General features: G+C 73.3%; 15 protein-coding genes. 4 read left to right on the forward strand and 11 right to left on the reverse strand.

Annotated features, from left to right (window positions below):
* Nucleotides 1-45: 45 nt before the first annotated feature.
* The 5 genes from fxsT to ABZ386_RS14690 form a co-directional block, all read right to left on the reverse strand.
* Entirely contained in the window at nt 46-4,614 is a 4,569-nt protein-coding gene (gene fxsT, locus ABZ386_RS14670; protein WP_358964848.1) for an FxSxx-COOH system tetratricopeptide repeat protein, read from the reverse strand.
* Nucleotides 4,615-5,757: an AAA family ATPase gene (locus tag ABZ386_RS14675; protein ID WP_356500019.1), complete on the reverse strand. Its 1,143-nt coding sequence runs from the start codon at nt 5,755-5,757 to the stop codon at nt 4,615-4,617.
* Nucleotides 5,754-7,307 carry a hypothetical protein gene (locus ABZ386_RS14680; RefSeq protein ID WP_356669308.1) on the reverse strand — a complete coding sequence of 518 codons (1,554 nt, stop codon included), beginning with the start codon at nt 7,305-7,307 and terminating at the stop codon, nt 5,754-5,756. Before ABZ386_RS14680 ends, ABZ386_RS14675 begins: the two co-directional genes overlap by 4 nt.
* Nucleotides 7,308-7,444: 137 nt before the next feature.
* Nucleotides 7,445-10,009 carry a polynucleotide kinase-phosphatase gene (locus tag ABZ386_RS14685; RefSeq protein ID WP_358964849.1) on the reverse strand — a complete coding sequence of 855 codons (2,565 nt, stop codon included), beginning with the start codon at nt 10,007-10,009 and terminating at the stop codon, nt 7,445-7,447.
* Nucleotides 10,006-11,469, reverse strand: a complete 1,464-nt coding sequence (locus ABZ386_RS14690) for a 3' terminal RNA ribose 2'-O-methyltransferase Hen1 (protein ID WP_358964850.1) — start codon at nt 11,467-11,469, stop codon at nt 10,006-10,008. Before ABZ386_RS14690 ends, ABZ386_RS14685 begins: the two co-directional genes overlap by 4 nt.
* Nucleotides 11,470-11,629: 160 nt before the next feature.
* Here ABZ386_RS14690 and ABZ386_RS14695 point away from each other — a divergent pair, with 160 nt between their 5' ends.
* The gene (locus tag ABZ386_RS14695; protein WP_351334329.1) at nt 11,630-12,457 is read left to right on the forward strand and encodes an SAM-dependent methyltransferase; all 828 of its coding nucleotides are present in this window, start codon (nt 11,630-11,632) and stop codon (nt 12,455-12,457) included.
* Between the two features lie 88 nt (nt 12,458-12,545).
* Here the strand turns inward: ABZ386_RS14695 and ABZ386_RS14700 are convergent, their stop codons facing one another.
* Nucleotides 12,546-13,466, reverse strand: coding sequence for an LLM class F420-dependent oxidoreductase (locus tag ABZ386_RS14700; protein ID WP_351334326.1), 921 nt, complete (start codon nt 13,464-13,466; stop codon nt 12,546-12,548).
* 238 nt (nt 13,467-13,704) lie between these two features.
* On the opposite strand from ABZ386_RS14700, the gene ABZ386_RS14705 reads away from it, so the two are divergent.
* Nucleotides 13,705-13,872, forward strand: coding sequence for a hypothetical protein (locus ABZ386_RS14705; RefSeq protein ID WP_351334324.1), 168 nt, complete (start codon nt 13,705-13,707; stop codon nt 13,870-13,872).
* 57 nt (nt 13,873-13,929) lie between these two features.
* Here ABZ386_RS14705 and ABZ386_RS14710 read toward each other — a convergent pair whose 3' ends face one another.
* From ABZ386_RS14710 to ABZ386_RS14725, 4 genes are all read right to left on the reverse strand, one after another.
* Nucleotides 13,930-14,400 carry a DUF6099 family protein gene (locus ABZ386_RS14710; RefSeq protein ID WP_358964851.1) on the reverse strand — a complete coding sequence of 157 codons (471 nt, stop codon included), beginning with the start codon at nt 14,398-14,400 and terminating at the stop codon, nt 13,930-13,932.
* A 197-nt stretch (nt 14,401-14,597) separates the two neighbouring features.
* The gene (locus ABZ386_RS14715) at nt 14,598-14,924 is read right to left on the reverse strand and encodes a nucleotide pyrophosphohydrolase (RefSeq protein WP_355724008.1); all 327 of its coding nucleotides are present in this window, start codon (nt 14,922-14,924) and stop codon (nt 14,598-14,600) included.
* A complete protein-coding gene (locus ABZ386_RS14720; protein ID WP_351334318.1) occupies nt 14,917-16,161 on the reverse strand; it encodes an ATP-binding protein in 1,245 nt (414 codons plus the stop codon). Before ABZ386_RS14720 ends, ABZ386_RS14715 begins: the two co-directional genes overlap by 8 nt.
* A 104-nt stretch (nt 16,162-16,265) precedes the next feature.
* The gene (locus tag ABZ386_RS14725; RefSeq protein WP_010033798.1) at nt 16,266-16,661 is read right to left on the reverse strand and encodes a cell division protein SepF; all 396 of its coding nucleotides are present in this window, start codon (nt 16,659-16,661) and stop codon (nt 16,266-16,268) included.
* Between the two features lie 194 nt (nt 16,662-16,855).
* Here ABZ386_RS14725 and ABZ386_RS14730 point away from each other — a divergent pair, with 194 nt between their 5' ends.
* Complete coding sequence (locus ABZ386_RS14730; protein WP_358964852.1) at nt 16,856-20,911, forward strand: bifunctional nitrate reductase/sulfite reductase flavoprotein subunit alpha; 4,056 nt, start codon at nt 16,856-16,858, stop codon at nt 20,909-20,911.
* Between the two features lie 157 nt (nt 20,912-21,068).
* On the forward strand, nt 21,069-22,748 hold the full coding sequence (locus ABZ386_RS14735; RefSeq protein ID WP_358964904.1) for a hypothetical protein: 1,680 nt from the start codon (nt 21,069-21,071) through the stop codon (nt 22,746-22,748).
* A 5-nt stretch (nt 22,749-22,753) separates the two neighbouring features.
* Here the strand turns inward: ABZ386_RS14735 and ABZ386_RS14740 are convergent, their stop codons facing one another.
* Entirely contained in the window at nt 22,754-23,269 is a 516-nt protein-coding gene (locus ABZ386_RS14740) for a YceI family protein (protein WP_355725751.1), read from the reverse strand.
* Nucleotides 23,270-23,372 lie beyond the last annotated feature (103 nt).

A 23,372-nucleotide genomic window follows, 5' to 3' on the forward strand; every position in this document is an offset into this window, starting at 1 on the left:
ACCCCCGGGGTGGCACACGGGCGCCACCCCGGCCGGGGGCCACCGCTACAGCGGCATCGGGGCCATGTCGCACTCGATACGGCGGCGCTGGCGAGCCGCGAGGAGCCAGGGGTGGTCGGCGCGCACCACGCGGGCGAACCCGTCCGTCGCCTTGCGCTGGAGCTCGTCGGCCTCCGCCCCGCGCCCCAGGCCCCGCAGGTCGAGCCCGAGGTTCGCCATGCAGGAGAGCGTCAGCGGGTGCTCCTCGCCGGCCACCTCGGCGAGCAGCGGCAGATTGGCCTGGTCGATCTCGTGCGCCCGCTCGAAGTCGACCCGCGCGTAGGCCGTGTTGGCCTGGCCGATGGCGACCGTCAGCGTGGTGACGTGCTGTGCTCCCACTCCGTCCGCGAGCCGGCTCGCCGCGTCGTCCTCCAGCTCCTGCGCCTGGTCCAGGGCACCGAGCGTGCGCAGGGTGGTGGCCAGGTTCGCCTTGGTCAGCAGCGTGTACGCGTGGTTCTCGCCGAGGCGCTGCTCGAACCGCCGCAGCGTCACCTCGGCCAGCTGGCGGGAGCTTTCGAGGTCGCCGGCCAGCCGCTGGTCGACGGACACGTTGGTCGCCGACGACATGGCGTCGAAGTGGTCCGGCCCGTAGCGGGCGACGAAGCGCCGCAGCGTCTCCTCCGAGAGCTTGGCCGCCTCGGTGTACGCCCCGTCACGGCGCCGGCAGACCGCGAGGTTCCGGGCGATGCGCAGCGTGAGCGGGTGCTCCTCGCCGAGTTCACTGCGCGCCCGGCGGTACGCGTCCTCCTGGAAGTCGCGGGCGCCGGGGTAGTCCCCGCTCTCGCGCATGTCGATGGAGAGGGCGTTGAGGGTGTTGAGGGTGAAGAAACTGGCCGGGCCGAACAGCAGCTCACGCTGCTGGGCGTTCTCCTGGTCGAGCGGCAGGGCCTCCCTGAACCGGCCGCACAACCGCAGGGCGACGCCCCAGGAGTGGGTGGCGCGCAGGGTCATCGGATCGTCCGGCCCGAACAGGGACCGGGCCAGCTCGGTGGCCTCCTGGGTCAGGGCCCGGGCCTCGTCGAACCGGCCCTGGTAGCCGTGGGCGTCGGCCATCTCGCACAGCGAGTCGATCAGGTTCTCCGGGTCGACGTCGGTGCGGCGGGAGATCTCCAGGGCCTTCTCGGTGAGCGGGATGGACTCGGGGACCTGGCCGATCTGCCGGAGCAGGAAGCCGAGGCTCTTCATCATCCGGATGACGTGGATGTCCTCCTCGCCCGAGGCCGCGAGCCAGGCGCTCCAGGCCTGGCGGGCCAGGTCGGCGGCGCCCACGTGGTCTCCCCAGTAGTAGAGGAACCACACGGTGTCGAAGACCAGCTCCCGCACGTAGGTGTCGGTGCTGCTCACGGCCTGGGAGGTGAGCACGTGCGGCAGCAGCGCCTGGTAGGCCCGCCATTCCAGCGACGAGCCGTAGGGGCCGGGCTTCGCGGCCGACAGCAGCTGGTGGGCGGCGTCCCGCATCCGCTCCCGCTCTTCGGTGCTCAGCTTGGCCAGGAGCACGGTCTGGAGCAGACGGTGCATCTGGAGGGTGTCGGACCGCGGGTCGACCTTGACCAGGGAGAACTGGCTGAGGTCGCGGACGGCGCGGTTCAGTTTGATCGACTCGCGCAGCAGCGGGTCGACCTCGGGCGTGACGTTGACCCCGCGGCTGCCGCGCAGCATCGCCCGGGGAATGGGCTCGGGCGCCATGCTGGCGCAGATGTCGAGCAGCTGCCGGGCGCCGGGGTTGTTCTGCTGGATCCGCTCCAGCGAGATGTCCCAGGCGGCGGCGACGGAGACCGGGTAGTCGGGAGCCGGGTCGAGCTCCAGGATCTCGGGGCTGCGCTGCGCCAGCAGATCGAGGTACTCGTCGACCTGCATGCCGGTGACCGCCCGCCAGGCTCCCGCCTGCTCCACCGCGAGCGGCAGGTCGCCCAGCGCCTCGGCCAGCCGGTCGGCGTCCTCGGTGGACAGGTCGGGTGACCGCTTCTGGAGGAGCTCGATGGACTCCTCGCGCTCGAACACGTTGACGGGCAACGACGTGGCCACCCGCTCCCAGGCGCGGTTCCGGGAGGTGACGATGACCTTGCCCGGTCCGTTCGTCGGGAAGTACTGGCGCACCGCTTCGACGTCCTCCGCGTTGTCGAACACCAGCAGCCAGTTGTCGTACGGCGTCCCGGTGCGCAGGGCTTCCAGGACGGCCGGGACGGCCGTGTTGGCGGCGGGCGCGCCGAGGCTGTCCTGTCCGGTGGGGGCGACGCCCAGCTGTGCCGCCAGCTGGGCCAGGGCGGCGAGGATGAGGCTCTCACGCTCGGCGGGGATCCAGCAGATCACCCGGTAGTCGTGCTGGTGGGTGTAGACGTACTCCAGTGCCAGCTGAGACTTGCCGACCCCGCCGAGGCCGTGCAGGGCGTTGGGCAGCACCGCCGCCGTGTCCTGGGCCCCCAGCTGCTCCTCCACGGCACTCAGCAGCGCCTGCCGGCCGACGAACGAGGTGTTGCGCAGGGGCACGTTCACCAGGAGGGCGGGCGTTGCGGTCGTGGTGCTCGGCATGAGGGGCTCAGCCTCCGAGGGATCTTGTGGGACGGCGTCGGTTACCAGGGGTGGCACGGGTGGTTCTCCAGGTTCTTCGGGTCCGTTCGACGGAGGCAGACTTCCCGTTCCGTCGGACAATCCCCAATGAGCCGCGCGGTTCACCTCAGAGGGTGCAGCTCCGGACATTCCCGAACTCACTCGTTCGGCGGCACCGGGCCCGCGGGCCCGGGAGAGTCCGGGCTCGATCCGGCGGGCCCGCTCGGAGTACGGCCCCGAGAGCGCCCGCATCACGGCCAGCTCGCTGCGCACCCAGCCCCGCTCGGAGGGGTCGGGCAGCGTCGCGCCCAGGGGGTCGCGCAGGGCGGCGCGCAGCGCGATCCCCCGGGCGCCCGCGGCGGGCAGCTCACCCACCAGGCTGACGGTGTGGGCGAGTTGACTGCGGGTGGTGGTGGCGAGCAGTTCCTCGCGGACTCCGTCGGCGAACTCGGGGTGTCCCTCGCCGCCGCTGTCCCAGTCGATCAGCCCGCCCATCAGGATCTCGGCGAGGTGGTCCGGGCCGGTCTCCGGCATCGTGCGCCGGCGCAGCTGCTCCACGAGGTCGAACTCGAAGGGGATGGCGGCCAGTTGGGTGGCGAGCCGGCGCGCGGCCGGGGTGGCGAGCGTGAAGAAGCGGCGCACGGCGGCTTTGGCGGCACGCGGGAAGCGCGGGGCGCGCAGGCCGGGCGCGGGAGAGCCCTTGGTGAGGGTGCCGGCCAGGACGACCGGCAGGGGGCGGCGCACACCGCGCTCCCCGGTGACCAGATCGGCCCAGGCCGCGAGGGAGCCGGGCTTCAGGGAGAGCACCGGCACGGGGACCGAGCCGTCGCCCGCGTCGGGCAGCGGCCGCAGGGGGTCGGGCCCGCCGGGCGGCGCCCAGTGCTCCAGCCCGTCGTTGGCGGCGCCGAACCCGCCGGCCTCCAGAACGGCCGGATACGGGTAGAGCGAGGTGCGGTGGCGCAGGTGCGGCGGCAGCAGATGGACCAGGGCGGTGGGGCCGGCGTGGGCGAGACGGCCGAGCAGGTCGTCGGCGGCGGGCGCGGCCCAGCCGTGCGCGAGCCCGTCGGTGACGACGAGGAAGACCCGGTCGCCGCGGCCGTCGAGGAGTTCGGCGGGGTCGGCGGCGGCCCGGCCGGTGGTCCAGCGCAGGGTGGCGGTCCCGGTGCGCGGCACGTGCACCCGGACCGTGCGCACGGCCCGGAAGGCGCCGCTGTGCTCGGCGGCCTGGGCGAGGCGGGCGGTGGACTCGTCCCAGATGCGCAGGGTGGGGGCGTCATCGACGAGCAGGACCAGGTCGAAGGCGGCGGTGCGGGCGGGCCGCAGGAAGGGCATCCACATGCCGTCCACGACTCCCTGTTCGGCGGTGGTCTCCTCGTCGAGTTCCAGGGTGTCGCGGGAGGGCACGCGCCGGGCCAGCTGGTGCAGGGCGCGGGCGAACAGGGCGGTGGTGCGGGCCGGGGCCTGCCGCGGGCGGTCGTCGGCGGGCAGCAGCGGCTGCCCGAGGCGCAGGGTGAACCGGCCTTCGGCGTCGGGTAACAGGCGGGCCGCGGCGGCGGCTTCGCCGGGCAGCGCGGGGGTCGCCCACTGCCGCGGCCGGTCGTCGGCACCCTCCGGCGGGGCCGGTGTGCCGGGCGTGGCGGGCGGCTGCGGGGGGTGTACGGCGTCGGGGGCGCTGTCGGCGGGGCGGGGCCTGCCGGCCGGGGGCGTGTCCGGTGGGTCCGCCGGGTTGGCGTCCTGGGCGCCCGGTGGGCGTACGGGAGTCGGGGCCGGGCGCGGGGCCGTCCGGGCGGGCGCGGGGTCCTGGCCGGGTGCGGCCGGGCCGCCGTGGCGGTTCCAGTACGCGGCGAGCCAGACCGCGTCGGCGACGTCCTGCCAGCGCGGGACGGGCTGTTCCAGGGCGCCCGGGACCGTTGCTCCGTGCTCTGCCGCCTGGTCGGCGGACTCGGGGAACGCCGAAGGGGGCGACGACCCCGAAACGGGGAATCCGTCGCCGAGCCCGGATGCGTGCTCCCTGGGATAGCCCTTCATTCAGCGGCCCTTCGCGAGGTCGCGTAGGAGCATTTCCACGAGCTTACGCCCGTCACCATCCGCCTGGAAACCACCCGCGGTAGTCATCTGGACCGCGTTCAGCAACTGGTCCAGGGAGTGGGTGCCGCCGGCCTGGACGCGCTGGACGAACAGGTCGACCAGGTCTTCCGTGCCCCGCGGGCGGGTTCCGAGGTGGCCTTCGACCATGGCCAGGAGTTGCTCCCGGGTGGGCGTGCGCATCTCCAGCGGCAGGCAGCGCCGGCGGAAGGCCGCGGGGAACTCGCGCTCTCCGTTGCTGGTGATCACCACGACCGGGAACTCCCGGCACTCGACCCGCCCGTCGCGCACCTCGGCGCGGCCCCCGGGGTCGCTGGTGTGGACGCGCGCGGTGTCCGCGGCGTCGCGCACCAGCTCCGGGACGTCATAGCTTCCGTTCTCCAGGACGTGCAGCAGGTCGTTCGGCAGGTCGATGTCGCTCTTGTCGAGCTCGTCGACGAGAAGCACACGGGGACGATCGTAGGGCAGCAGCGCCGTCCCCAGGGGGCCCAGTGTGATGAAGTCGCCCAGAACCGGGGGAAGTTGACGAGGATTTTGAGGTAGCGCCATGTTGACGCCCTCGGCGGGCGCGGCGTCGCCCGGCACCGCCTCGTCCGGCTCCGCGTCGTGCGGTACCGCCTCGCCCGGCTCCGGCTCCCAGGTCGCCGCCTGGCGCAGCCCGGCCCGCCAGGCGGCGATGGCCTGGGCCCGGCCCATCGCGTCGTGCGCGTAGAGGCCGTCGCGCAGGGTGGTGCGGCTGACGATGTTCCATTCGAGGACCCGGCCGAGGCCGAGCTCGCGGGAGATGAGGTAGGCCAGGGTGGACTTGCCGACGCCGGGCGGTCCCGTGATCAGCAGGGGGCGGCGCAGCAGCAGCGCGGCGTTGACGACGTCGATCTCTTCCTCGCCCAGCTGCGGTGTCACGTCGCCGGGGCCCAGGCGGCGCAGCGCGGCCTGGGGGTCGGCCGGCGGCACGGGCCGGGGCGGGTCGCCGCGGAACATGCGCCAGGGCGGCGGCGCGGGCAGTGCGGGCGGGACGGCGGGGGCGCTGCCCGTGCCGTGGAATATCCGCCAGCCGTTCGGGGCCGTCTGCTCCTGCGCGCTCATGCCGGTGCCTCCTCGCTGGCGAGATCGCCTGGGTCGGTGGGCTGGAAGTCGACGGGACGCGTCGGATCGTCCCAGAAAAAACCGATGTGTCTGCCGAGGAGTTCGCCGGGCCCCCGGCCCTCGCTCTCGGCGTTCCTGCGCAGCAGGTGGACGGCGACCGGGATCCTCGCCGGTGTGGGTGCCGCGGCGAACAGGGCGGTCACCACCTCGCGGCGCTCCTCGCGGAAGACACCTCTGCGGTCCCAGATGGCGAGCCCTATCCCTTCCGCTATGGCGGCCTTGAGGGCCTCCAGTGCCAGGACGTCGGTCGGGGCGTCGAGCACCACCGCCGTATGTCTGGGTTCCCCGGCGAGCCCGGCCTGCCACGCGCCGAGCCGGACGCCGTCCGGTTCGCGCCAGCCGTGCACCAGTACGCCGTGTTCGCGCAGGGTGCGCCAGCGCTCCCGCCACTGGTCCCGGACCAGGGCGTCGTCCGTGCGCATCCGCTCCAGACTGCGCAGGTGCACCCCGTACTTCAGGCTGAGCGGCAGCGGCTGTCCGTCGCCGACGCGGAAGGTCAGGCCCGCCACATCGTGGTTGAGGAGGTCGTACGGAAGGATGAACTCGATGTACGGCGGTGGCTGGCTGCGTCCACTCGTGTCGGGGTCGAGGGGCGCCGACCAGAGGCGGGCGCCCTGCCGTAACGCGCCCTGGACGGCCGTGCCGAGTTCGTCGAGGGTGGTCGTGGCGGGCTCGCCGGGCTGGGGGTCCCAGCGGCCGGGGACGGTGTTGAGCCAGGGACGGACGACGATCTCGCCGGTGCCGTCCCGCGCGGGTTCGACGGCGACGACCAGGCAGCGCGGGATGTCCGGATCGCTCGTCACCGCGCCGCGCGCCCGCCGGCGTTCCTCCAGCGGCGCGGTCAGTCCCGCGCGGCGGGCCCAGTCGTCGACCCAGCCGGACAGGGCGGCGCGGTGCCCCGGGGTGGCGGCGAGCCGGGCGGCGTGGTCGATCAGCAGGACGGCGGGGGGAAGTCCGTCCGGCTGCGCGTTCCGGTCCAGGAGGTGGGCGAGGAGTTGCTCCGGGGTGAGTCCGGTGGGCAGGTCGAGGCCGTTGAGTTCCTCCACCAGGGCGTCACGCAGCCGGGCCGCCGGGAGTTCGCCCTGGGCGAGGACGGCGCGGGCGCCGGTCTCGTCGCCGCGGGAGAGGGGACCCTCGAGGGCGGGCGGCGGGGCGGGCGCGAGCCACTGGTCGAGCAGCCGGTCGAGTTCGTCGCCCGCCATGTCCCCTTCGAGGATCCGCACCACCTCGACCAGTACGCGCTCGCCGCCCGGCATGTTCAGCGCCGCCCGCACCAGCAGCACCACGTCCTCGCGCAACTTCACGCCACGTAAGTCGACCTGACGGCCCAGCAGGTCGCCCAGGACTGCGCCGAAGTGCAGCCGCCCGTGCGCGTCCTCCATGCAGCCCAGATCGCACAGGGCGTTGGTCAGCCGCCCCAACAGCAGCCGTAAGCCGTCCCCGCGCCCGGACCCGCTCCGGGGTTCACCGAACCCCACGTGTGTCTCCACCGACTTTCCCCCTGAGCCGGTACACCTGCCTGACCGACCAGCGAAGTTAGCACGGCAACCAGCGGTTAACCAGGGACGAATGAGATCGGGCGACCTGGTGGTACACACGTCCTAGGTCTGGCGGTGCGGGCCGGGGTTCACAGCCGCGGGTCCACCGGCTCCGATTCCAGGGCCAGTACTCCGAACACCGCCTCGTGCACCCGCCACAGGGGCTCGCCCTCGGCCAGTCGGTCCAGGGCCTCCAGGCCGAGCGCGTACTCGCGGATCGCCAGGGACCGCTTGTGGTTGAGGAACCGGGAGCGCAGGCGGGCCAGGTTCTCCGGACGGGTGTACTCGGGGCCGTAGATGATCCGCAGGTACTCGCGGCCGCGGCACTTGATGCCCGGCTGGACCAGGCGGCCCTGGCCGTCGCGGACGAGCGCGCCGACCGGTTTGACGACCATGCCCTCGCCGCCGCGGCCGGTCATCTCCAGCCACCAGTCGACGCCGGAGCGGACCGACTCGGGGTCGGCGGTGTCGACGTAGAGCCGGCGGGTGGTCTGGAGCAGGCCGCTGCCGTCGTGCTCGACGAGCCGGTCGATGAGGGCGAGCTGCTCGTCGTGCGGCAGTCCGGCCAGGCTGCGGCCCTGGACCGCGAGGATCTGGAACGGTGCCAGGCGGACGCCGTCCAGGCCGTCGGTGGTCCAGCAGTAGCGGCGGTAGGCGTCGGTGAACGCGGCGGCGTCGGCGGCGCGTTCACCGGTGCGGGCCAGCAGGCCGGACACGTCCACGCCCCGGTCCGCCGCGCCCCGCAGCGCGGCCAGCGCATCCGGGAACACCGCGCCGGACGCGGCACCCACGGCGGCGTACTGCGACCGCAGCAGCCCGGACGCCTTCAGCGACCAGGGCATCAGCTCGGCGTCCAGCAGCAGCCAGTCCGTCTCCAGCTCGTCCCAGAGGCCCGCCTCGCCGATGGCCGTGCGCACCCGGTCGAGGATCTGCTCGGTGAGGGAGGCGTCGTCGAGGAACGGGCGGCCCGTGCGGGTGTAGAGAGACCCCGTGGGGCCGTCCACGCCGAAGCGCCTGCGGGCCGCCTCCGCGTCGCGGCACACCAGGGCCACCGCCCGCGAGCCCATGTGCTTCTCCTCGCACACGACCCGCGCGACACCATCGGCCGCGTACTGGGCGAAGGCCTCGGCAGGGTGCTCCAGGAAGTGTTCATCAGCGGCTCCGCCGCGGGCGTCAATGTGGCTCGTGGCCGTCGGGGCCATGGTCGGCGGGAGGTACGGCAGCAGCCGCGGGTCGACCGCGAAGCGGCTCATGACCTCCAAGGCCGCCGCCGCGTTCTCCTCGCGGATCGAGATCCGGCCCTGGTGCCGGGTCTCCACGACCCGGCGGCCCTGTACGTCGGCCAGGTCCAGCGGGCGGCCGTCCTGCCCGCCGGGTGCCTCGCTGCGCAGCGGCTTCAGCGGCTCGTACCAGACCCGCTCGGCCGGTACGTCGACCAGCTCGCGCTCCGGCCAGCGCAGCGCGGTGAGCTTGCCGCCGAAGACGGCACCGGTGTCCAGGCAGATGGTGTTGTTGAGCCAGGTGGCCTCCGGGACCGGGGTGTGGCCGTAGACGACCGCCGCCCGGCCGCGGTACTCCTCCGCCCACGGGTAGCGCACGGGCAGGCCGAACTCGTCGGTCTCGCCGGTCGTGTCGCCGTAGAGGGCGTGGCTGCGGACGCGGCCGGAGGTGCGGCCGTGGTACTTCTCGGGCAGACCGGCGTGGCAGACGACCAGCCGGCCGCCGTCCAGGACGTAGTGGCTGACGAGCCCGTCGAGGAACTCCCGCACCTCGGCGCGGAACTCCTCGCTCTCGCCCGCCATCTGCTCGATGGTCTCCGCGAGGCCGTGGGTGTGCTGCACCTTGCGGCCGCGCAGGTAGCGGCCGTACTTGTTCTCGTGGTTGCCGGGCACGCACAGGGCGTTGCCGGACTTCACCATGGACATCACGCGGCGCAGCACGCCCGGGCTGTCGGGGCCGCGGTCGACGAGGTCGCCGACGAAGACGGCCGTGCGGCCCTCGGGGTGGACGCCGTCGGTGTAGCCCAGCTTGCCGAGCAGGGCCTCCAGTTCGGCGGCGCAGCCGTGGATGTCGCCGATGATGTCGAACGGGCCGGTGAGGTGGGTCAGGTCGTTGAAGCGCTTCTCGGTGACGACCGTGGCCTGCTCGATCTGCTCGACGCCGCGCAGGACGTGCACCTTGCGGAAGCCCTCGCGCTCCAGGTGCCTCAGGGAGCGGCGCAGTTCGCGGGTGTGGCGCTGGATGACCCGGCGGGGCATGTCGGCGCGGTCGGTGCGGGCCGCGTTGCGCTCGGCGCACACCTCCTCGGGCACGTCGAGCACGATGGCGATGGGCAGCACGTCGTACCGCCGGGCCAGGTCGATCAGCTGGCGGCGGGCCTCGGACTGCACGCTGGTCGCGTCCACGACCGTGCGGCGGCCGGCGGCCAGGCGCTTGCCCGCTATGTAGTGCAGGACGTCGAAGGCGTCCTTGGTGGCGCCCTGGTCGTTCTCGTCGTCCGAGACGAGACCGCGGCAGAAGTCCGACGAGATGATCTCGGTCGGCTTGAAGTGCCGGCGGGCGAAGGTGGACTTGCCGGAGCCGGAGGCGCCGATCAGCACCACCAGGGACAGGTCGGTGACGGGCAGCACGCGCCCCTGCGTCTCGTCGGTCATGCCGCCTTCGCCTCCTTCGGGGTGGTCATCGTGAACACGGCCATCTGGGTGGGCGGTCCCACCTCGGGGTCGTCGGGTCCCACGGGCTCGAACGCGACCGTGTAGCCGTGGCGTTCGGCCACCGCCTGAGCCCAGGTCCGGAATTCGGCGCGGGTCCATTCGAAGCGGTGGTCGCCGTGCCGGACGTGGCCGGCCGGGAGGCTCTCCCAGCGCACGTTGTACTCGACGTTCGGGGTCGTCACGAGGACCGTGCGCGGACGGGCCGAGCCGAACACGGCGTACTCCAGGGCGGGCAGCCGGGGCAGGTCGAGGTGCTCGATGACCTCGCTCAGCACGGCGGCGTCGTAGCCCTTGAGCCGGCCGTCGGTGTACGCGAGCGAGCCCTGGAAGAGCGTGACGCGGGAGGCCTGCCGCTCGCCCATGCGGTCCAGCTTGAGCCGCCGGGAGGCGATGGTGAGCGCGCGCATCGACACGTCGACGCCGACGATCTCGGTGAACGCCGGGTCCTTGAGCAGCGTCTGCACCAACTGGCCCTGGCCGCAGCCGAGGTCGAGCACCCGGGCGGCGCCGGACCGCCGCAGCGAGGTGACGATCGCCTCGCGGCGCCGCACGGCCAGCGGGGTGGGCTTCTCCTCGGTCTCGGTCTCCGCCTCGACCGCGTTGTCGATCTCCTCGACCTCGCTGTCGTCGGCCTCGGCGAGCCGCACCAGCTCCAGGCGTTCCGTCGCCGCGCGGGTCAGCGACCAGCGGCGCGCGAGGTAGCGGCTGGTGATGAGCTTCTGCTCCGGGTGGCCGGGCAGCCAGCCCTCACCGGCGCGCAGCAGCTTGTCGACCTCGTCGGGGGCGACCCAGTAGTGCTTGGCGTCGTCCAGGACCGGCAGGAGGACGTAGAGGTGGCGCAGTGCCTCGGCGAGGGTGAGCGCGCCGGATTCGAGGACGAGGCGCACGTACCGCGAGTCGCCCCACTCGGGGAACTCCGTGTCCAGCGGAACGGGTTCGGCGGTGACCGTCCAGCCGAGCGGCTCGAACAGCTTCCGTACGAGGTCGGGGCCGCCGCGGGCGGGCAGCGCGGGCACCTCGATCCGCAGCGGCCTGGCCTGGCCGGGCAGTTCCGGCCGGGCGTTGCAGACGCCCTTCATCGCGCTGGAGAAGACGTTGCTCAGCGCCACGGCGAGCAAGGAGGAGGCCGCGTACGGTCGGTCGTTGACGTACTGCGCCAGGGCCGCGTCCGGGGCGCCGCCGCGGCCCTTGCCCTTGCCGCGCCGCACCAGCGCCACCGCGTCCACCTCCAGCAGCAGCGCCGCCGTGCAGCGCTCGGCGTCCGCCTCGGGGTAGAGGACGTGGGCCGTGCCGTAGGAGGTGGAGAACGCCTGGGCCTTGTCGGGATGCTTGTGCAGCAGGTAGCCGAGGTCGGTCGCGGGGCGCTCTGGGGTGCCGGTGGTGGTGAGGGTCAGGAACACGGTGGGTCGACCTCGATCAGTGGTCTGAACTGCGGATACGGCCCACCGTACCGAGCGGGCACCGACAGCACCCGGGAATTTTCGCTAGCCTCCCGATCGACCGGGCGTTCGAGGGGGATTCGGATGAGCGCCCACGCGGGCACAGATGCGGAGGCCTCACGTGACAGACGCCGGGACCAGCGCGGGACACATCGACACCGGCAAGCCCCACTCGGCACGCATGTACGACTACTACCTGGGCGGGAAGGACAACTACCCGGTCGACGCGGAGGCGGCCGAGCAAGTGATATCCCTCTTCCCCGCCGCCCGGGAGATGGCGCGGACCAACCGCCTGTTCATGCACCGCGCCTCCCGGCTGCTGGCCGAGCGGGGCGTCCGGCAGTTCCTCGACATCGGCACCGGCATACCGACCGAGCCGAACCTCCACCAGATCGTCCAGTCGGTCGCCCCGCAGGCCCGGGTGGTGTACGCGGACAACGATCCGATCGTCCTCCGGCACGCCCAGGCCCTGCTGCACAGCGCGCCGGAGGGAAAGACCGCCTACGTCCACGGCGACGTGCGGGAGCCCGGGGAGATCATCGCGGCGGCACGGGAGACCCTCGACTTCACCCGGCCGATCGCGCTGTCCCTCGTGGCGCTGCTGCACCTGATCGGGGACGAGGACGAGCCCCGCCGGATCGTCCGCGAGCTTCTCGAAACCCTGCCGTCCGGCAGCTACTTGACGCTGTCCCACGCGACCGGCGACTTCGACCCGGAGACCTGGGAGCGTGTCGTCGAGGTCTACCGCAAGGGCGGGACGGCGGCGCAGGTGCGCAGCCGCGCCGAGTTCACCGAGTTCTTCACGGGGCTCGAACTGGTGGAGCCCGGCGTGGTGCTGGCCGCGCGGTGGCACCCCGAGCTCGGCGAACGGCGGGAGGGCGGGGGCGACGGCCAGGACGGCCAGGACGAGGAGATGCCCCTCTACGTGGCGGTCGGCCGCAAGCCGTGACAGCCGGTCCGGTCCGGCGGATCGGGGCTCCGGGGCCCGATCCGCTGGACCGTCGTGTCACGCGGCTGCGGCCGTCAGGGTCTGGCCGTCACGACAGCTGCGACTGCACCTGGGAGGAGATCAGCTCCAGGTGGTCCAGGTCGTCGAGGTCGAGGACCTGGAGGTAGATGCGGCGGGAGCCGATCTCGGCGTAGCGGCCGATCTTGTCGACGACCTCGGCCGGGGAGCCGGCCAGGCCGTTGAGCTTCAGCTCGTCGACCCGGCGGCCGATCGCGTCGGCCCGGCGGGCGACCTCCGCATCGTCCCGGCCGACGCAGACGACGAGGGCGTTGGAGTACGTCAGCTCGTCGCCGCGGCCCGCCTCCTCGGCGGCGGCGCGCACCCGGCCGAACTGGCGCTCGCTGTCCTCGACGGAGGCGAACGGCATGTTGAACTCGTCGGCGTACCGCGCGGCGAGGCGCGGCGTGCGGGTCGGGCCGTGGCCGCCGACGAGGACGGGGATCTTCGCCTGCGCGGGCTTGGGCAGCGCGGGCGAGTCCGTGAGGTCGTAGTAGGTGCCGTGGAAGTCGAAGGTCTTGCCGGCTTCCGTCGCCCACAGGCCGGTGACGATCTCCAGCTGCTCCTCGAGGCGGGCGAACTTCTCCTTGGGGAAGGGGATGCCGTAGGCCTTGTGCTCCTCCTCGAACCAGCCGGCGCCGAGACCGAGCTCGACGCGGCCGCCGGACATCTGGTCGACCTGGGCGACCTGGATGGCGAGCACGCCGGGCAGCCGGAAGGTGCCGGCGGTCATCAGGGTGCCGAGGCGGATGCGCCTGGTCTCGCGGGCGAGGCCGGCCAGGGTGATCCAGGCGTCGGTGGGGCCGGGCAGGCCGTCCACGTTGCCCATGCGGAGATAGTGGTCAGAGCGGAAAAATGCGTCGAATCCGAGGTCTTCGGTGGCCTTGGCCACGGTGAGCAGGGTGTCGTAGGTGGCGCCCTGCTGGGGCTCGGTGAAGATGCGAAGATCCATGGTTCCATCCTGCACGCCGGGCCCCGGCACGACGAGATCGGTCCCCCGTCCCACCCTGTCTCCGGTCGGGTGAAATTACGTCAATACCGCGCGTCCCGCGTGACCGGGCCAGTGACCGGCCCCGGTGGTGATCGTTGGCTCGGGCGGAGCCGGAGCCCCCGGCTTCCGCACCGGCCGTGACCGCCGGGGCGTCACCCGCGTCGGCCTCCCCGGGGGGCCAGGGGCCGAGGAGGCCGTCATGTCCGAAGAGACCGTGCCGCAGCAGGGCGGGACCGGGCAGCCGAAAGGGCTGTTGCAGCAGATGGAGGAGCTGATGGCGGCGTTGAACGCGGATCTCTCCGACCTTCAGTCGGAAGCGGGTTTCCCTCCCGCGGAATCCAGGGCGGAGCAGCCCGGGCCGGAGTAGCCGCACGCTGACAGGGCGGGCCACGATTCCGCCGTAGCTGGCAAGCGAACGGATCCGTCAACCCGCCTCCCGCTCCGGTAGCGCCTGTTCCCGGTCCGCGAGTCTGCGGAGCATCTCCAGGACGCGGTCGAGGGACTCGTCCGCCGCGTCGATGGCCTCCATGCACTGCCAGTACGTGCCCTCGTCGGCCGCGGCGCAGGCCAGGCCGACGAGGGCGATGCCGACCTCGCCGAGGAGTCCGCCGAGGTACATCAGCGTGTGGCGGGCGTCGCCCAACTCCGTGAGCTGGCCCGCCCGCAGCTCGCCGGGGGCCAGTTCGGGCGGGTCGAGGACACCGCAGCCCCGGCCCGCCAGCTCCGTCAAACCCAGCGCCTCGCCGCGCAGTTCGGGCGGGCCGGCGACCGCGAGGCGACTTCCTATCGCCTGCGCGAGGGCCTGCGCCTGCCACACCTCGGCCATGACCTCCCGCACCTCGCCGCCCGCGGCCAGGGACCGCCTGCTCGTCACGATGAGCCGCACCGCGTCCATGCGCTGCCCCCGTCTTGTCCGACGCGCCCCGCGCGTCCGCCTGCCCGAACTCCCTTGTTCACTACCCAGAGTGAAGGGCCGTGAGACGAAAAGCCAGAGGAAGACGGAAATTAGCGGACAACAATTCGGATTCGGGCCGCGTTTTGGTTACGCAGCGTACAAGTGGACTTTGCTGCTCCCGACGGCCGGACGCCGGGCTAGGGAGCCGGGAATCTCCGCTCGTTCCGGTCGATCTTGGCGTCCAGCGCGGCCAGCGGGTCGATGCCGAGCACCTCGCACAGTTGCAGGAGGTACGCGAGCACGTCGGCGACCTCGTCGGTGACGCGGTGCGCGGTGTCCGGGTCGGACATGACGCGGGCCGACTCCTCGGGCGTCAACCACTGGAAGATCTCGACGAGTTCGGACGCCTCCACGCTGAGGGCCGCGACCAGGTTCTTCGGGGTGTGGTACTGCTGCCAGTTCCGCGCGGCGGCGAAGTCGGCCAGCCGGCGTTGCAGTCTCGCCACGTCCAGGGGATCAGTCACGGTTCAGGTGTACCACCGTGACGCCCTCGGCCCCGGCGGCCCAGGAGGCGTCGCTCACCGCACCGAGGAGCCGGATGTGCCCCCGCTCGCACATCCGGGCCGCGAGGCCCAGCAGTTCCCGCCGCTGGCGTGGATCCAGCGCGCGGTCGAAGCCGTCGGCGAGGACGGTGAGCGTCTGGAGCGCGGCGGGCACCTCGCCCGCCGGGTCGACCTCCAGGACACCGGGGCCGGTGAGCAGGACCAGGGCGAGGGCGAGATAGCGGAGTTCACCGTCACCCAGCCGCCCCAGGTCCGTCCGCACGCCGTCACCGCGGTCGAGCGCCGCCCGGACGGCACCGATGCCGTCCGGCCCGGCGAGCACGTCCGCGAGCGGCCCGGCGGGCACGCCGAGCGGCCGGGCAGCGCCGCCCCGGCCCTGTCCGGCGAGGGCCTGCCCCACCTGCTCCGCCAGCACGTCCGCCACCGGCCCGGCGCAGCCCGCCCGTACCGCCGTCACGAAGAGCGTGTGCCGTCGTCCGCACTCGGCGCGGATGCGCCACAGCACCTCGGCGAGGTTGCCGCAGTCGCCGAGCAGGCGGCCGGGGCCCGCCGGTACGGGGCCGCGCATCCGGGCGGGCTCGGGGTCGCAGGCGAAGACGGAGCGCAGGGCGACGACCATCTGCTCGGCGGCGGCCAGCACCCTGCGCTGCCCGGGCGTCCGGCCGGCCACACGCAGCGGCAGCAGGGGGGTGCCGAGCCGGTCGTCGGGCAGCGGGCCGCGGGTCACCGGGGTGGGTCCGGCCGTGTGCCAGGCGGCCTGCACGGCACGCTTCCCCGGGTCGCGCAGGGCGGTCTCCAGGAGGACCACTCCCCCGGTCGTCAACCGCTCGCCCACGACGCGCAGTTCGGGCTCGGCCTGCACGGCCACGTCGAGCCGGACCGGCCCGGCGGGTCCGTCCGCCGTGCAGCCGATGCGGAAGCCGCGGCGGCGCTGCGCGTCGGGCCGGGCCCGCTCCGGCACGCAGGCGACGGGGTCGGGGAACGCCTCGCCGAGCCGCGCGCCGCCCCCGAGCCGGGCGAGGGCCTCGTACGCCCGCAGTGCGCTGGTCTTGCCGGAGCCGCTGGGACCGGCGAGGAGGGTGAGCCGCCCCAGGGGGAGCACGGCGCGGCGGAGGCCGGCGAACGCGGCCAGGCGCAGTTCCGTGACGCGGGGGCGGTCGGGGTGCGCCAGGGCGGCGGGAGCGGAGGGCTCGGTCATGTCCGGACGGTAGGGCCCGCAAACGGGACGAACCGTTCCGTCTCCACCGCGTTCCTACGATCGAGCGACCGTTCCGGCTCGGGTGCCTGACGTCAGCGCCCCTCTCAGACCCCGGGCACCCCGACCCCCTCCATCAGCCCCGTCACCTCGGTCCCGGCCGGGGTGAGCAGGAACACGTTGCGGTCCACTCGGTGCATGCCGCTCGCCAGGCCGAAGACCACGCCCGTGCTGAAGTCGAGGACCCGCTTGGCGACCTCCGTCTCCGCGCCCGTCAGGTCGAGCAGGACCGGGACGCCCGCCATCAGGGTCTCGGCGACGTCGCGCGCGTCGGCGAAGACGTTCACGCGCAGGACGACGAAGCGGCGCCGTGCCTCCGTCTCGGCCTCGGGTATGGAACGGTGGTCGACGGAGGAGGGCCAGGCGTCCCGGCCCCGCAGCGGCACGACCTGGGCGAGCCCCTCCCACTGTTCGTCGGTGACATCGTGGCTGTTCACCGGCATGCTCCGTCCTGGCTCGCACTGGCTGTCTGCATCGGCCAATTCTTGCGCAGAGTCACCCGTTCGGCCCAACAGCGACACGCTCCGCGACCTCGATGCACCTCACAACGGCCGGAACGTTGCTGTGTGACGGGCGTAACCCCTCAAGATCCGGCGAAGTGACAACGGTGTAACGGGCGGTCCGTACCGTCGAAGGCATGACCACGACCCACGGAACCCGGCAGGAGACGCGGCAGGTGCGCACCGTCTGCTCGTACTGCGGTGTGGGCTGCGGCCTCGTGCTCGACGTCGGAATGGGACCGGACGGGCGGCGCACGGTGCTGAAGGCGTCCGGCGACAAGGCGCACCCGGCGAACGCGGGCCGGCTGTGCACCAAGGGCGCGACCACGGCCCACATGCTCGCCGCGCCCGGTCGGCTGACCTCCGCGCTGGTGCGGGACGACCGGGGCGACGAGGCGGTCCCGGCGCCGGTGGCCGACGCGATCGCCGAGACGGCCGCGCGGCTGCGGTCGATCGTCGACGAGCACGGGCCGGACGCGGTCGCCTTCTACGTGTCCGGGCAGATGAGCCTGGAGGCGCAGTACCTCGCGAACAAGCTGGCCAAGGGGTTCGTGGGGACGAACCAGATCGAGTCGAACTCGCGGCTGTGCATGGCGAGCGCGGGCACCGGCTACAAGCTGTCGCTGGGCGCGGACGGGCCGCCCGGCTCGTACGAGGACTTCGACCGGGCGGATCTCTTCCTCGTCATCGGGTCGAACATGGCCGACTGCCATCCGATCCTCTTCCTGCGGATGATGGAGCGCGTCAAGGCGGGCGCCAAGCTGATCGTCGTCGATCCGCGGCGGACGGCCACCGCCGCCAAGGCCGACCTGTTCCTCCAGGTCAGGCCGGGCACCGACCTCGCGCTGCTGAACGGCCTGCTGCACCTGCTGCACGCGGACGGGCACACCGACGAGGAGTTCGTCGCCGCCCACACCGAGGGCTGGGAGGCCCTGCCCGGCTTCCTCGCCGACTACACCCCGGCGGCGGTCGCCGAGATCACCGGGCTCGCCGAGGACGACCTGCGCGAGGCGGCCCGGCTGATCGGTGCGGCCGGCCGGCGGTGGATGAGCTGCTGGACCATGGGGCTCAACCAGTCCACGCACGGCACCTGGAACACGAACGCCCTGGTCAACCTGCACCTGGCGACGGGGGCGATCTGCCGTCCGGGCGCCGGGCCGTTCTCCCTCACCGGCCAGCCCAACGCCATGGGCGGGCGCGAGATGGGCTACATGGGGCCGGGGCTGCCGGGGCAGCGCTCGGTGCTCGTGGCCGAGGAGCGGGCGTTCGCCGAGGGGGTGTGGGAGCTGCCGCCCGGGACGCTGCGGGCCGACGGTGTCGGCCAGGGCACCGTCGAGATGTTCCGGAAGATGGCCGACGGCGAGATCAAGGCCTGCTGGATCATCTGCACCAACCCGGTCGCCTCGGTCGCCAACCGCCGTACGGTCATCGAGGGGCTGGAGGCCGCCGAGTTCGTGGTCACGCAGGACGTGTTCGCGGACACCGAGACGAACGCGTACGCCGATGTCGTCCTGCCGGGCGCGATGTGGACCGAGGCGGAGGGCGTCTTCGTCAACAGCGAGCGCAACCTCACGCTGACCTCCCCGGCCGCGGACCCGCCCGGGGAGGCGATGGCCGACTGGCGGATCATCGCGGAGATCGCGTGCGCGATGGGGTACGAGAAGGGGTTCTCGTACGACAGTGCCGAGCAGGTCTTCGAGGAGATCCGCCGGTTCCGGAACCCGAAGACCGGGTGGGACCTGAGCGGGGTGTCCTACGAGCGGCTGCGCGAGACGCCCGTGCAGTGGCCGTCCGCGCGGGCGGACGGGCCCGCGCGCAACCCGATCCGGTACGTCGGCGAGGACGGGCTGCGCTTCCCGACGGCCTCCGGGCGGGCGGCCTTCTTCGCGCGCCCGCACCTGCCCGCCGCCGAGCTGCCGGACGACGACTATCCGTTCGTGCTGAACACCGGCCGGGTGCAGCACCAGTGGCACACGCTGACGAAGACCGGGAAGGTCGCCAAGCTCAACAAGCTGAACTCCGGGCCGTTCGTGGAGCTGCATCCCGAGGACGCCTCGGGGCTCGGTGTCGCCGAGGGCGATCTCGTCGAGGTCGCCTCGCGGCGCGGGCGGGCCGTGCTGCCGGCGGTGGTGACGGACCGGGTGCGGCCGGGGTGCTGCTTCGCGCCGTTCCACTGGAACGACCTGTTCGGCGAGTACCTGAGCATCAACGCGGTGACCAGCGACGCGGTGGATCCGCTGTCGTTCCAGCCGGAGTTCAAGGTGTGCGCCGTGTCGCTGGCGAAGGTGGCGACGCCCGTGCGCGACGACCCGGCGGAGGCCGTCCGCGAGAACACGGTGGAGGCGCTGACGCCGACGGCCGTCACGCCCGGTGGCCCCGACCCCTTCGGTCTCGAACCGTCCCCTCCCCCGGTGCTGTCCGCCCAGGAGCGCCAGTACCTCACGGGTTTCCTCGCCGGGCTCGGCTCGGGCGCGCCGGGCGTGCCGGTGCTCCCGCCGGACGCGCCCTTCTCGCCCGAACACGCCCTGTGGGTGAACGGCGTCCTCGCCGGCATGTACTCGCGCTCGGCGCCGCCGGCCGCCCCGGCGCGGGAGCCGTCCGGCCGTGAGGTCGTCGTGCTGTGGGCCTCGCAGACGGGCACCGCCGAGGAGTTCGCCGCCGCCACCGCCGAGCGGCTGGCCGCGACCGGGCACCGTACGACCCTGATCGGCATGGACGAGGCCGATGTCGGGAAGCTCGCCCGCACGGCTGACCTGCTCTTCATCACCAGCACGTTCGGGGACGGCGACGCGCCCGACAACGGCTCGGGCTTCTGGGACGCGCTCTCCGGCGACCGCGCCCCGCGGCTGGACGGGGTGCGGTACGCGGTGCTCGCCTTCGGCGACTCCTCGTACGACGACTTCTGCGGGCACGGGCGGCGGCTGGACGCGCGGCTCGACGAGCTGGGCGCGGTGCGGCTGGCCCCGCGCACGGACTGCGAGCCGGACTACGAGCCGTCCGCCGGGCAGTGGCTCGACCAGGTGCTGTCGGCGCTGGGCGGCACCGCCACCCGGAAGCCGGAGCCGGCGGGCCGGGCCAAACCCCCGGTCGGCACGGCCCGGCTCGTCGGCAACCGGCTGCTCAGCAAGCCGGGCGCGGGCAAGGAGGTGCGGCGGTTCACCCTCGACACCAGCGGCACGGACCTGACGTACGAGGCCGGGGACGCGCTCGGCGTGCGGCCGGTCAACGCGCCCGCGCTGGTGGAGGAGTGGCTCGCGGTGACGGGCCTGGACGCCTCGACGGCCGTGCCGGTGGACGGAGTCGGCGACGTCCCGTTCGGCGAGGCCCTGCACCGGCACCTGGACATCACCCGGATCACCCCCGACCTGCTCCGCTTCGTCGCCGAGCGCGCCCGGGACGACCATGAGCTGCGCAGGCTGCTGCGGCCCGACAACAAGGACGGGCTGGCGCAGTGGAGCTGGGGGCGGCAGGCCGTGGACGTGGTCGCCGAGTACGCGGTGCGGGCGGGCGCGGCCGAGTGGGCCGGGGTGCTCAGGAAGCTCCAGCCGCGGCTGTACTCCATCTCGTCCAGCCCGCTGGTGGACCCGCGGCTGGTGTCCCTGACGGTGTCCGTGGTGCGGTACGAGAACCTGCGCGGCCGGATGCGCGGCGGGGTCTGCTCGCCGTTCCTCGCCGACGCCGAGCCGGACACGGAGGTGCCGGTGTTCGTGCAGCGCTCGCCGCACTTCCGGCCCCCGGCCGACGCCTCCACGCCGATGGTCATGGTCGGGCCCGGCACCGGCGTCGCGCCCTTCGTCGGCTTCCTCCAGGAGCGGCGGGCGCTCGGGCACCGGGCCCCCAACTGGCTGTTCTTCGGCGAGCAGCACCGCGCGACGGACTTCTACTACGAGGAGGAGCTGACCGCCCTGCTCGACGAGGGCACGCTGACCCGGCTGGACACCGCCTTCTCCCGCGACCAGCGCAACAAGGTGTATGTGCAGGACCGGATGCGCGAGCACGGGCCGGAACTGTGGCACTGGCTGCGCGACGGGGCCCGCTTCTACGTCTGCGGTGACGCCTCCCGCATGGCCAAGGACGTGGACCGGGCGCTGCGGGACATCGCGGTGGCGCACGGCGGGATGAGCGAGGCGGAGGCCGCCGCGTACGTGAAGCAACTCGCGGCGGACAAGCGGTACCTGCGGGACGTGTACTGACCACCGGGGCCACCGGGGCCACCGGGGCCTTTTACTGGCCTCACACCGGACTCTTCACCTCCGTCCGGGCCCCGCTCACCGGCGGCGATTAGCGTCCTGCGGCGTGTACTCGGCAGAAACGACGCTGGTGGTGCCCGGCCCGCGCACGCAGTCGGCGGTGTCCGCGGCGCCGCCTCCCCCGGCCCAGTGGCACCGTGTCCTGACCCTGCTCGCCGACATCAGTCTGCTGATCGGTACGCGCTCGGTGTGGACGTCGGCGGCCAGTCACCGGCCGGCCGTGGCCGCGGTGATCTCGGTGTGCTACGCCTCGATCCTGGCCTGCGGGGTGCTGGCCCTGGTCGTCCGCCGGGCCCGGTCGCTGGCCCGGGTGGACCTGTGCGTGCTGGTGACGGGCGTGACGCTCGTCCTGTGCGCGTGGGTGATGCTGCACAACGGCTCCGACGAGGCCCTGCTGACCACCCAGGCGGCACGGGAACTGGCCGCGGGGCGCCCGGTGTACGGGCAGCCCTGGCCCTGGCTCTTCGGCCACGGCGTGGCCCTGACCCCGACGGTGACCGGCGGCTACGACCTCACCTACGGCTATCCGCCGCTGGCGCCGCTGCTGGCCGCGCCGCTGCTGTGGCTGGGCCACGGAGGGACCCCGGCGACGGCGGTGAGCACGGGCGCGCTGATCACCGGGACGGTCGTGCTGTGGCGGATGCTGCCGGCGCCGTGGCGGTCGGCGGCGACCATGGTGTGCCTGGGCTTCGGGATGCTGCCGTCGTACGGGCGGCTCGGCTACCCGGCGATCGTGGCGCTGGCCCTGCTGGTGCCGGTGGTGGTGCGCTGGCCGCGGACGGGTGAGGGAGGCAGGCTCGGGGCGGCGGGTCTGGCCCGGGCCGCGTGCCTGGGGGCGGCGTGCGCGGCGCAGCAGTTGCCCTGGTTCCTGGCGCCGTTCCTGCTGGCCGGGATCTACGCCGTGCGGCGCGGTGAACTGGGCGGGCGGGCGGCGGCGCTGGTGGCGCTGCGGTTCGCCGGTGCCGCGGCGACGGTGTGGCTGCTGATCAACATGTACTTCCTCGTGAGCGAGCCGGGCACCTGGCTGACGGGGATCGCCCTGCCGCTGACGCAGGGCGCGGTGCTGCACGGCCAGGGCGTGGTCGACGTCTCGCTGTACCTGACGAACGGCAGCGACCGGCTCGACTGGTACTCCCACGCGAGCCTGCTGCTGTTCGCCGGTCTGCTCGTGCTGTTCGTGCTGTTCGTGCGGCGGCTGGGCCCGGCCGCGACGGTCCTGCCCTGGTGCGCCTTCTACCTGGCGACCCGGTCGCAGGACGGCTACTACCTGATGATGACGCCGCTGTGGCTGGCGGCGGCGGTGACCGCTCCGGCGTCGGCGTTCGCCCGGGCGTGGCAGCCGCGCCCGCGCCCGCTGTCGGGACCGCGGCGCCGTCCGGCCCGTTTCGCCGCGGCGGCACTGCTGCTGGTGCCCGCCCTGACCTGCGCGGTCGTGGCGGCGACGGGCACACCGCCCCTGCGCATGCAGGTCACGGCGGCCCGGCACCCCACCCCGGGGACGGTCTCCCGGCTCACCCTCCAGGTGACCAACACGGCCGGCACGGCCCTCGCCCCGCACTTCACCCTGACCCTGGGCCAGGGCATGGACCCGTACTGGCGGATCGTCCGGGGTCCGCGCACCCTGCCCGCGCACAGCACCGCCCGGTACGAACTCCGGCCGCCCTCGGGACGGTTCCGGCTGCCCGGGCCGCATGCCCGGATCCGCCTGCGGGCGTTCACGGCCTCGCCGCAGACGCTGTCGAGCGCTGATGTGCAGGGGGAGATCCGCCGGCCGGGCTGAGGGGGTCAGGCCGTCGCCCGGGTGAAGCGGAGGGTGGCGGTGACCGTGGTCCGGCCGCGGATCATGCCCAGCTGGTTCCAGCCCATGCCGAACTGCTCGCGGTCCACGCTGAACTCGGTGTCCAGGGTGAGGCCGGTGGCGTCCGAGTCCGTCAGGCGGGCGTTCAGGGACAGCGGCCGGCTGATGCCGCGCACGGTCAGCTGGCCGACGACGTGCACCTGGTCGCCGTCGCGGAGCTCGGCGCTGCGGGCCGCGAAGGTGATCTGGGGGTGGTGGTCGGCGTCGAAGAAGTCGGCGCCCCTCAGGTGGGTGTCGCGCTTGGCGTTGCCGGTGTCGAGGGAGGCGACGTCGAAGGTCAGGGTGCCGACGGCGGACCCGTCGGGCCGGACCTCGCCGGTGCCGCCGAGGGCGCCGAAGGTGCCTTTCACGGTGACCAGGCCCCACATGGTCTTGTGCTGGATGCCGACGGTCGAGGCGGTCGCGTCGAGCTGCCACAGTCCGGTTTCCACGGCGACGGTCATGGTCTTCTCCCACTCGTGTGTCGTCCAAATTTGGATGACTCTTTCGGATGACTGCACGCTAGCGGCTCGTCCAAATTTGAACAACCCCTTCTCCAAAATTGGA

The sequence above is a fragment of the Streptomyces sp. NPDC006140 genome (genome assembly GCF_040628815.1).
Taxonomy (GTDB): domain Bacteria; phylum Actinomycetota; class Actinomycetes; order Streptomycetales; family Streptomycetaceae; genus Streptomyces.

What these genes read in the sequence shown, in the direction of transcription:
- fxsT (WP_358964848.1), bottom strand. Translation starts at nt 4,614, where the DNA reads ATGAAGGGCTATCCCAGGGAGCACGCATCCGGGCTCGGCGACGGATTC.
- ABZ386_RS14675 (WP_356500019.1), bottom strand. Translation starts at nt 5,757, where the DNA reads ATGAGCGCGCAGGAGCAGACGGCCCCGAACGGCTGGCGGATATTCCAC.
- ABZ386_RS14685 (WP_358964849.1), bottom strand. Translation starts at nt 10,009, where the DNA reads ATGACCGACGAGACGCAGGGGCGCGTGCTGCCCGTCACCGACCTGTCC.
- ABZ386_RS14700 (WP_351334326.1), bottom strand. Translation starts at nt 13,466, where the DNA reads ATGGATCTTCGCATCTTCACCGAGCCCCAGCAGGGCGCCACCTACGAC.
- ABZ386_RS14705 (WP_351334324.1), top strand. Translation starts at nt 13,705, where the DNA reads ATGTCCGAAGAGACCGTGCCGCAGCAGGGCGGGACCGGGCAGCCGAAA.
- ABZ386_RS14710 (WP_358964851.1), bottom strand. Translation starts at nt 14,400, where the DNA reads ATGGACGCGGTGCGGCTCATCGTGACGAGCAGGCGGTCCCTGGCCGCG.
- ABZ386_RS14720 (WP_351334318.1), bottom strand. Translation starts at nt 16,161, where the DNA reads ATGACCGAGCCCTCCGCTCCCGCCGCCCTGGCGCACCCCGACCGCCCC.
- ABZ386_RS14725 (WP_010033798.1), bottom strand. Translation starts at nt 16,661, where the DNA reads ATGCCGGTGAACAGCCACGATGTCACCGACGAACAGTGGGAGGGGCTC.
- ABZ386_RS14730 (WP_358964852.1), top strand. Translation starts at nt 16,856, where the DNA reads ATGACCACGACCCACGGAACCCGGCAGGAGACGCGGCAGGTGCGCACC.
- ABZ386_RS14740 (WP_355725751.1), bottom strand. Translation starts at nt 23,269, where the DNA reads ATGACCGTCGCCGTGGAAACCGGACTGTGGCAGCTCGACGCGACCGCC.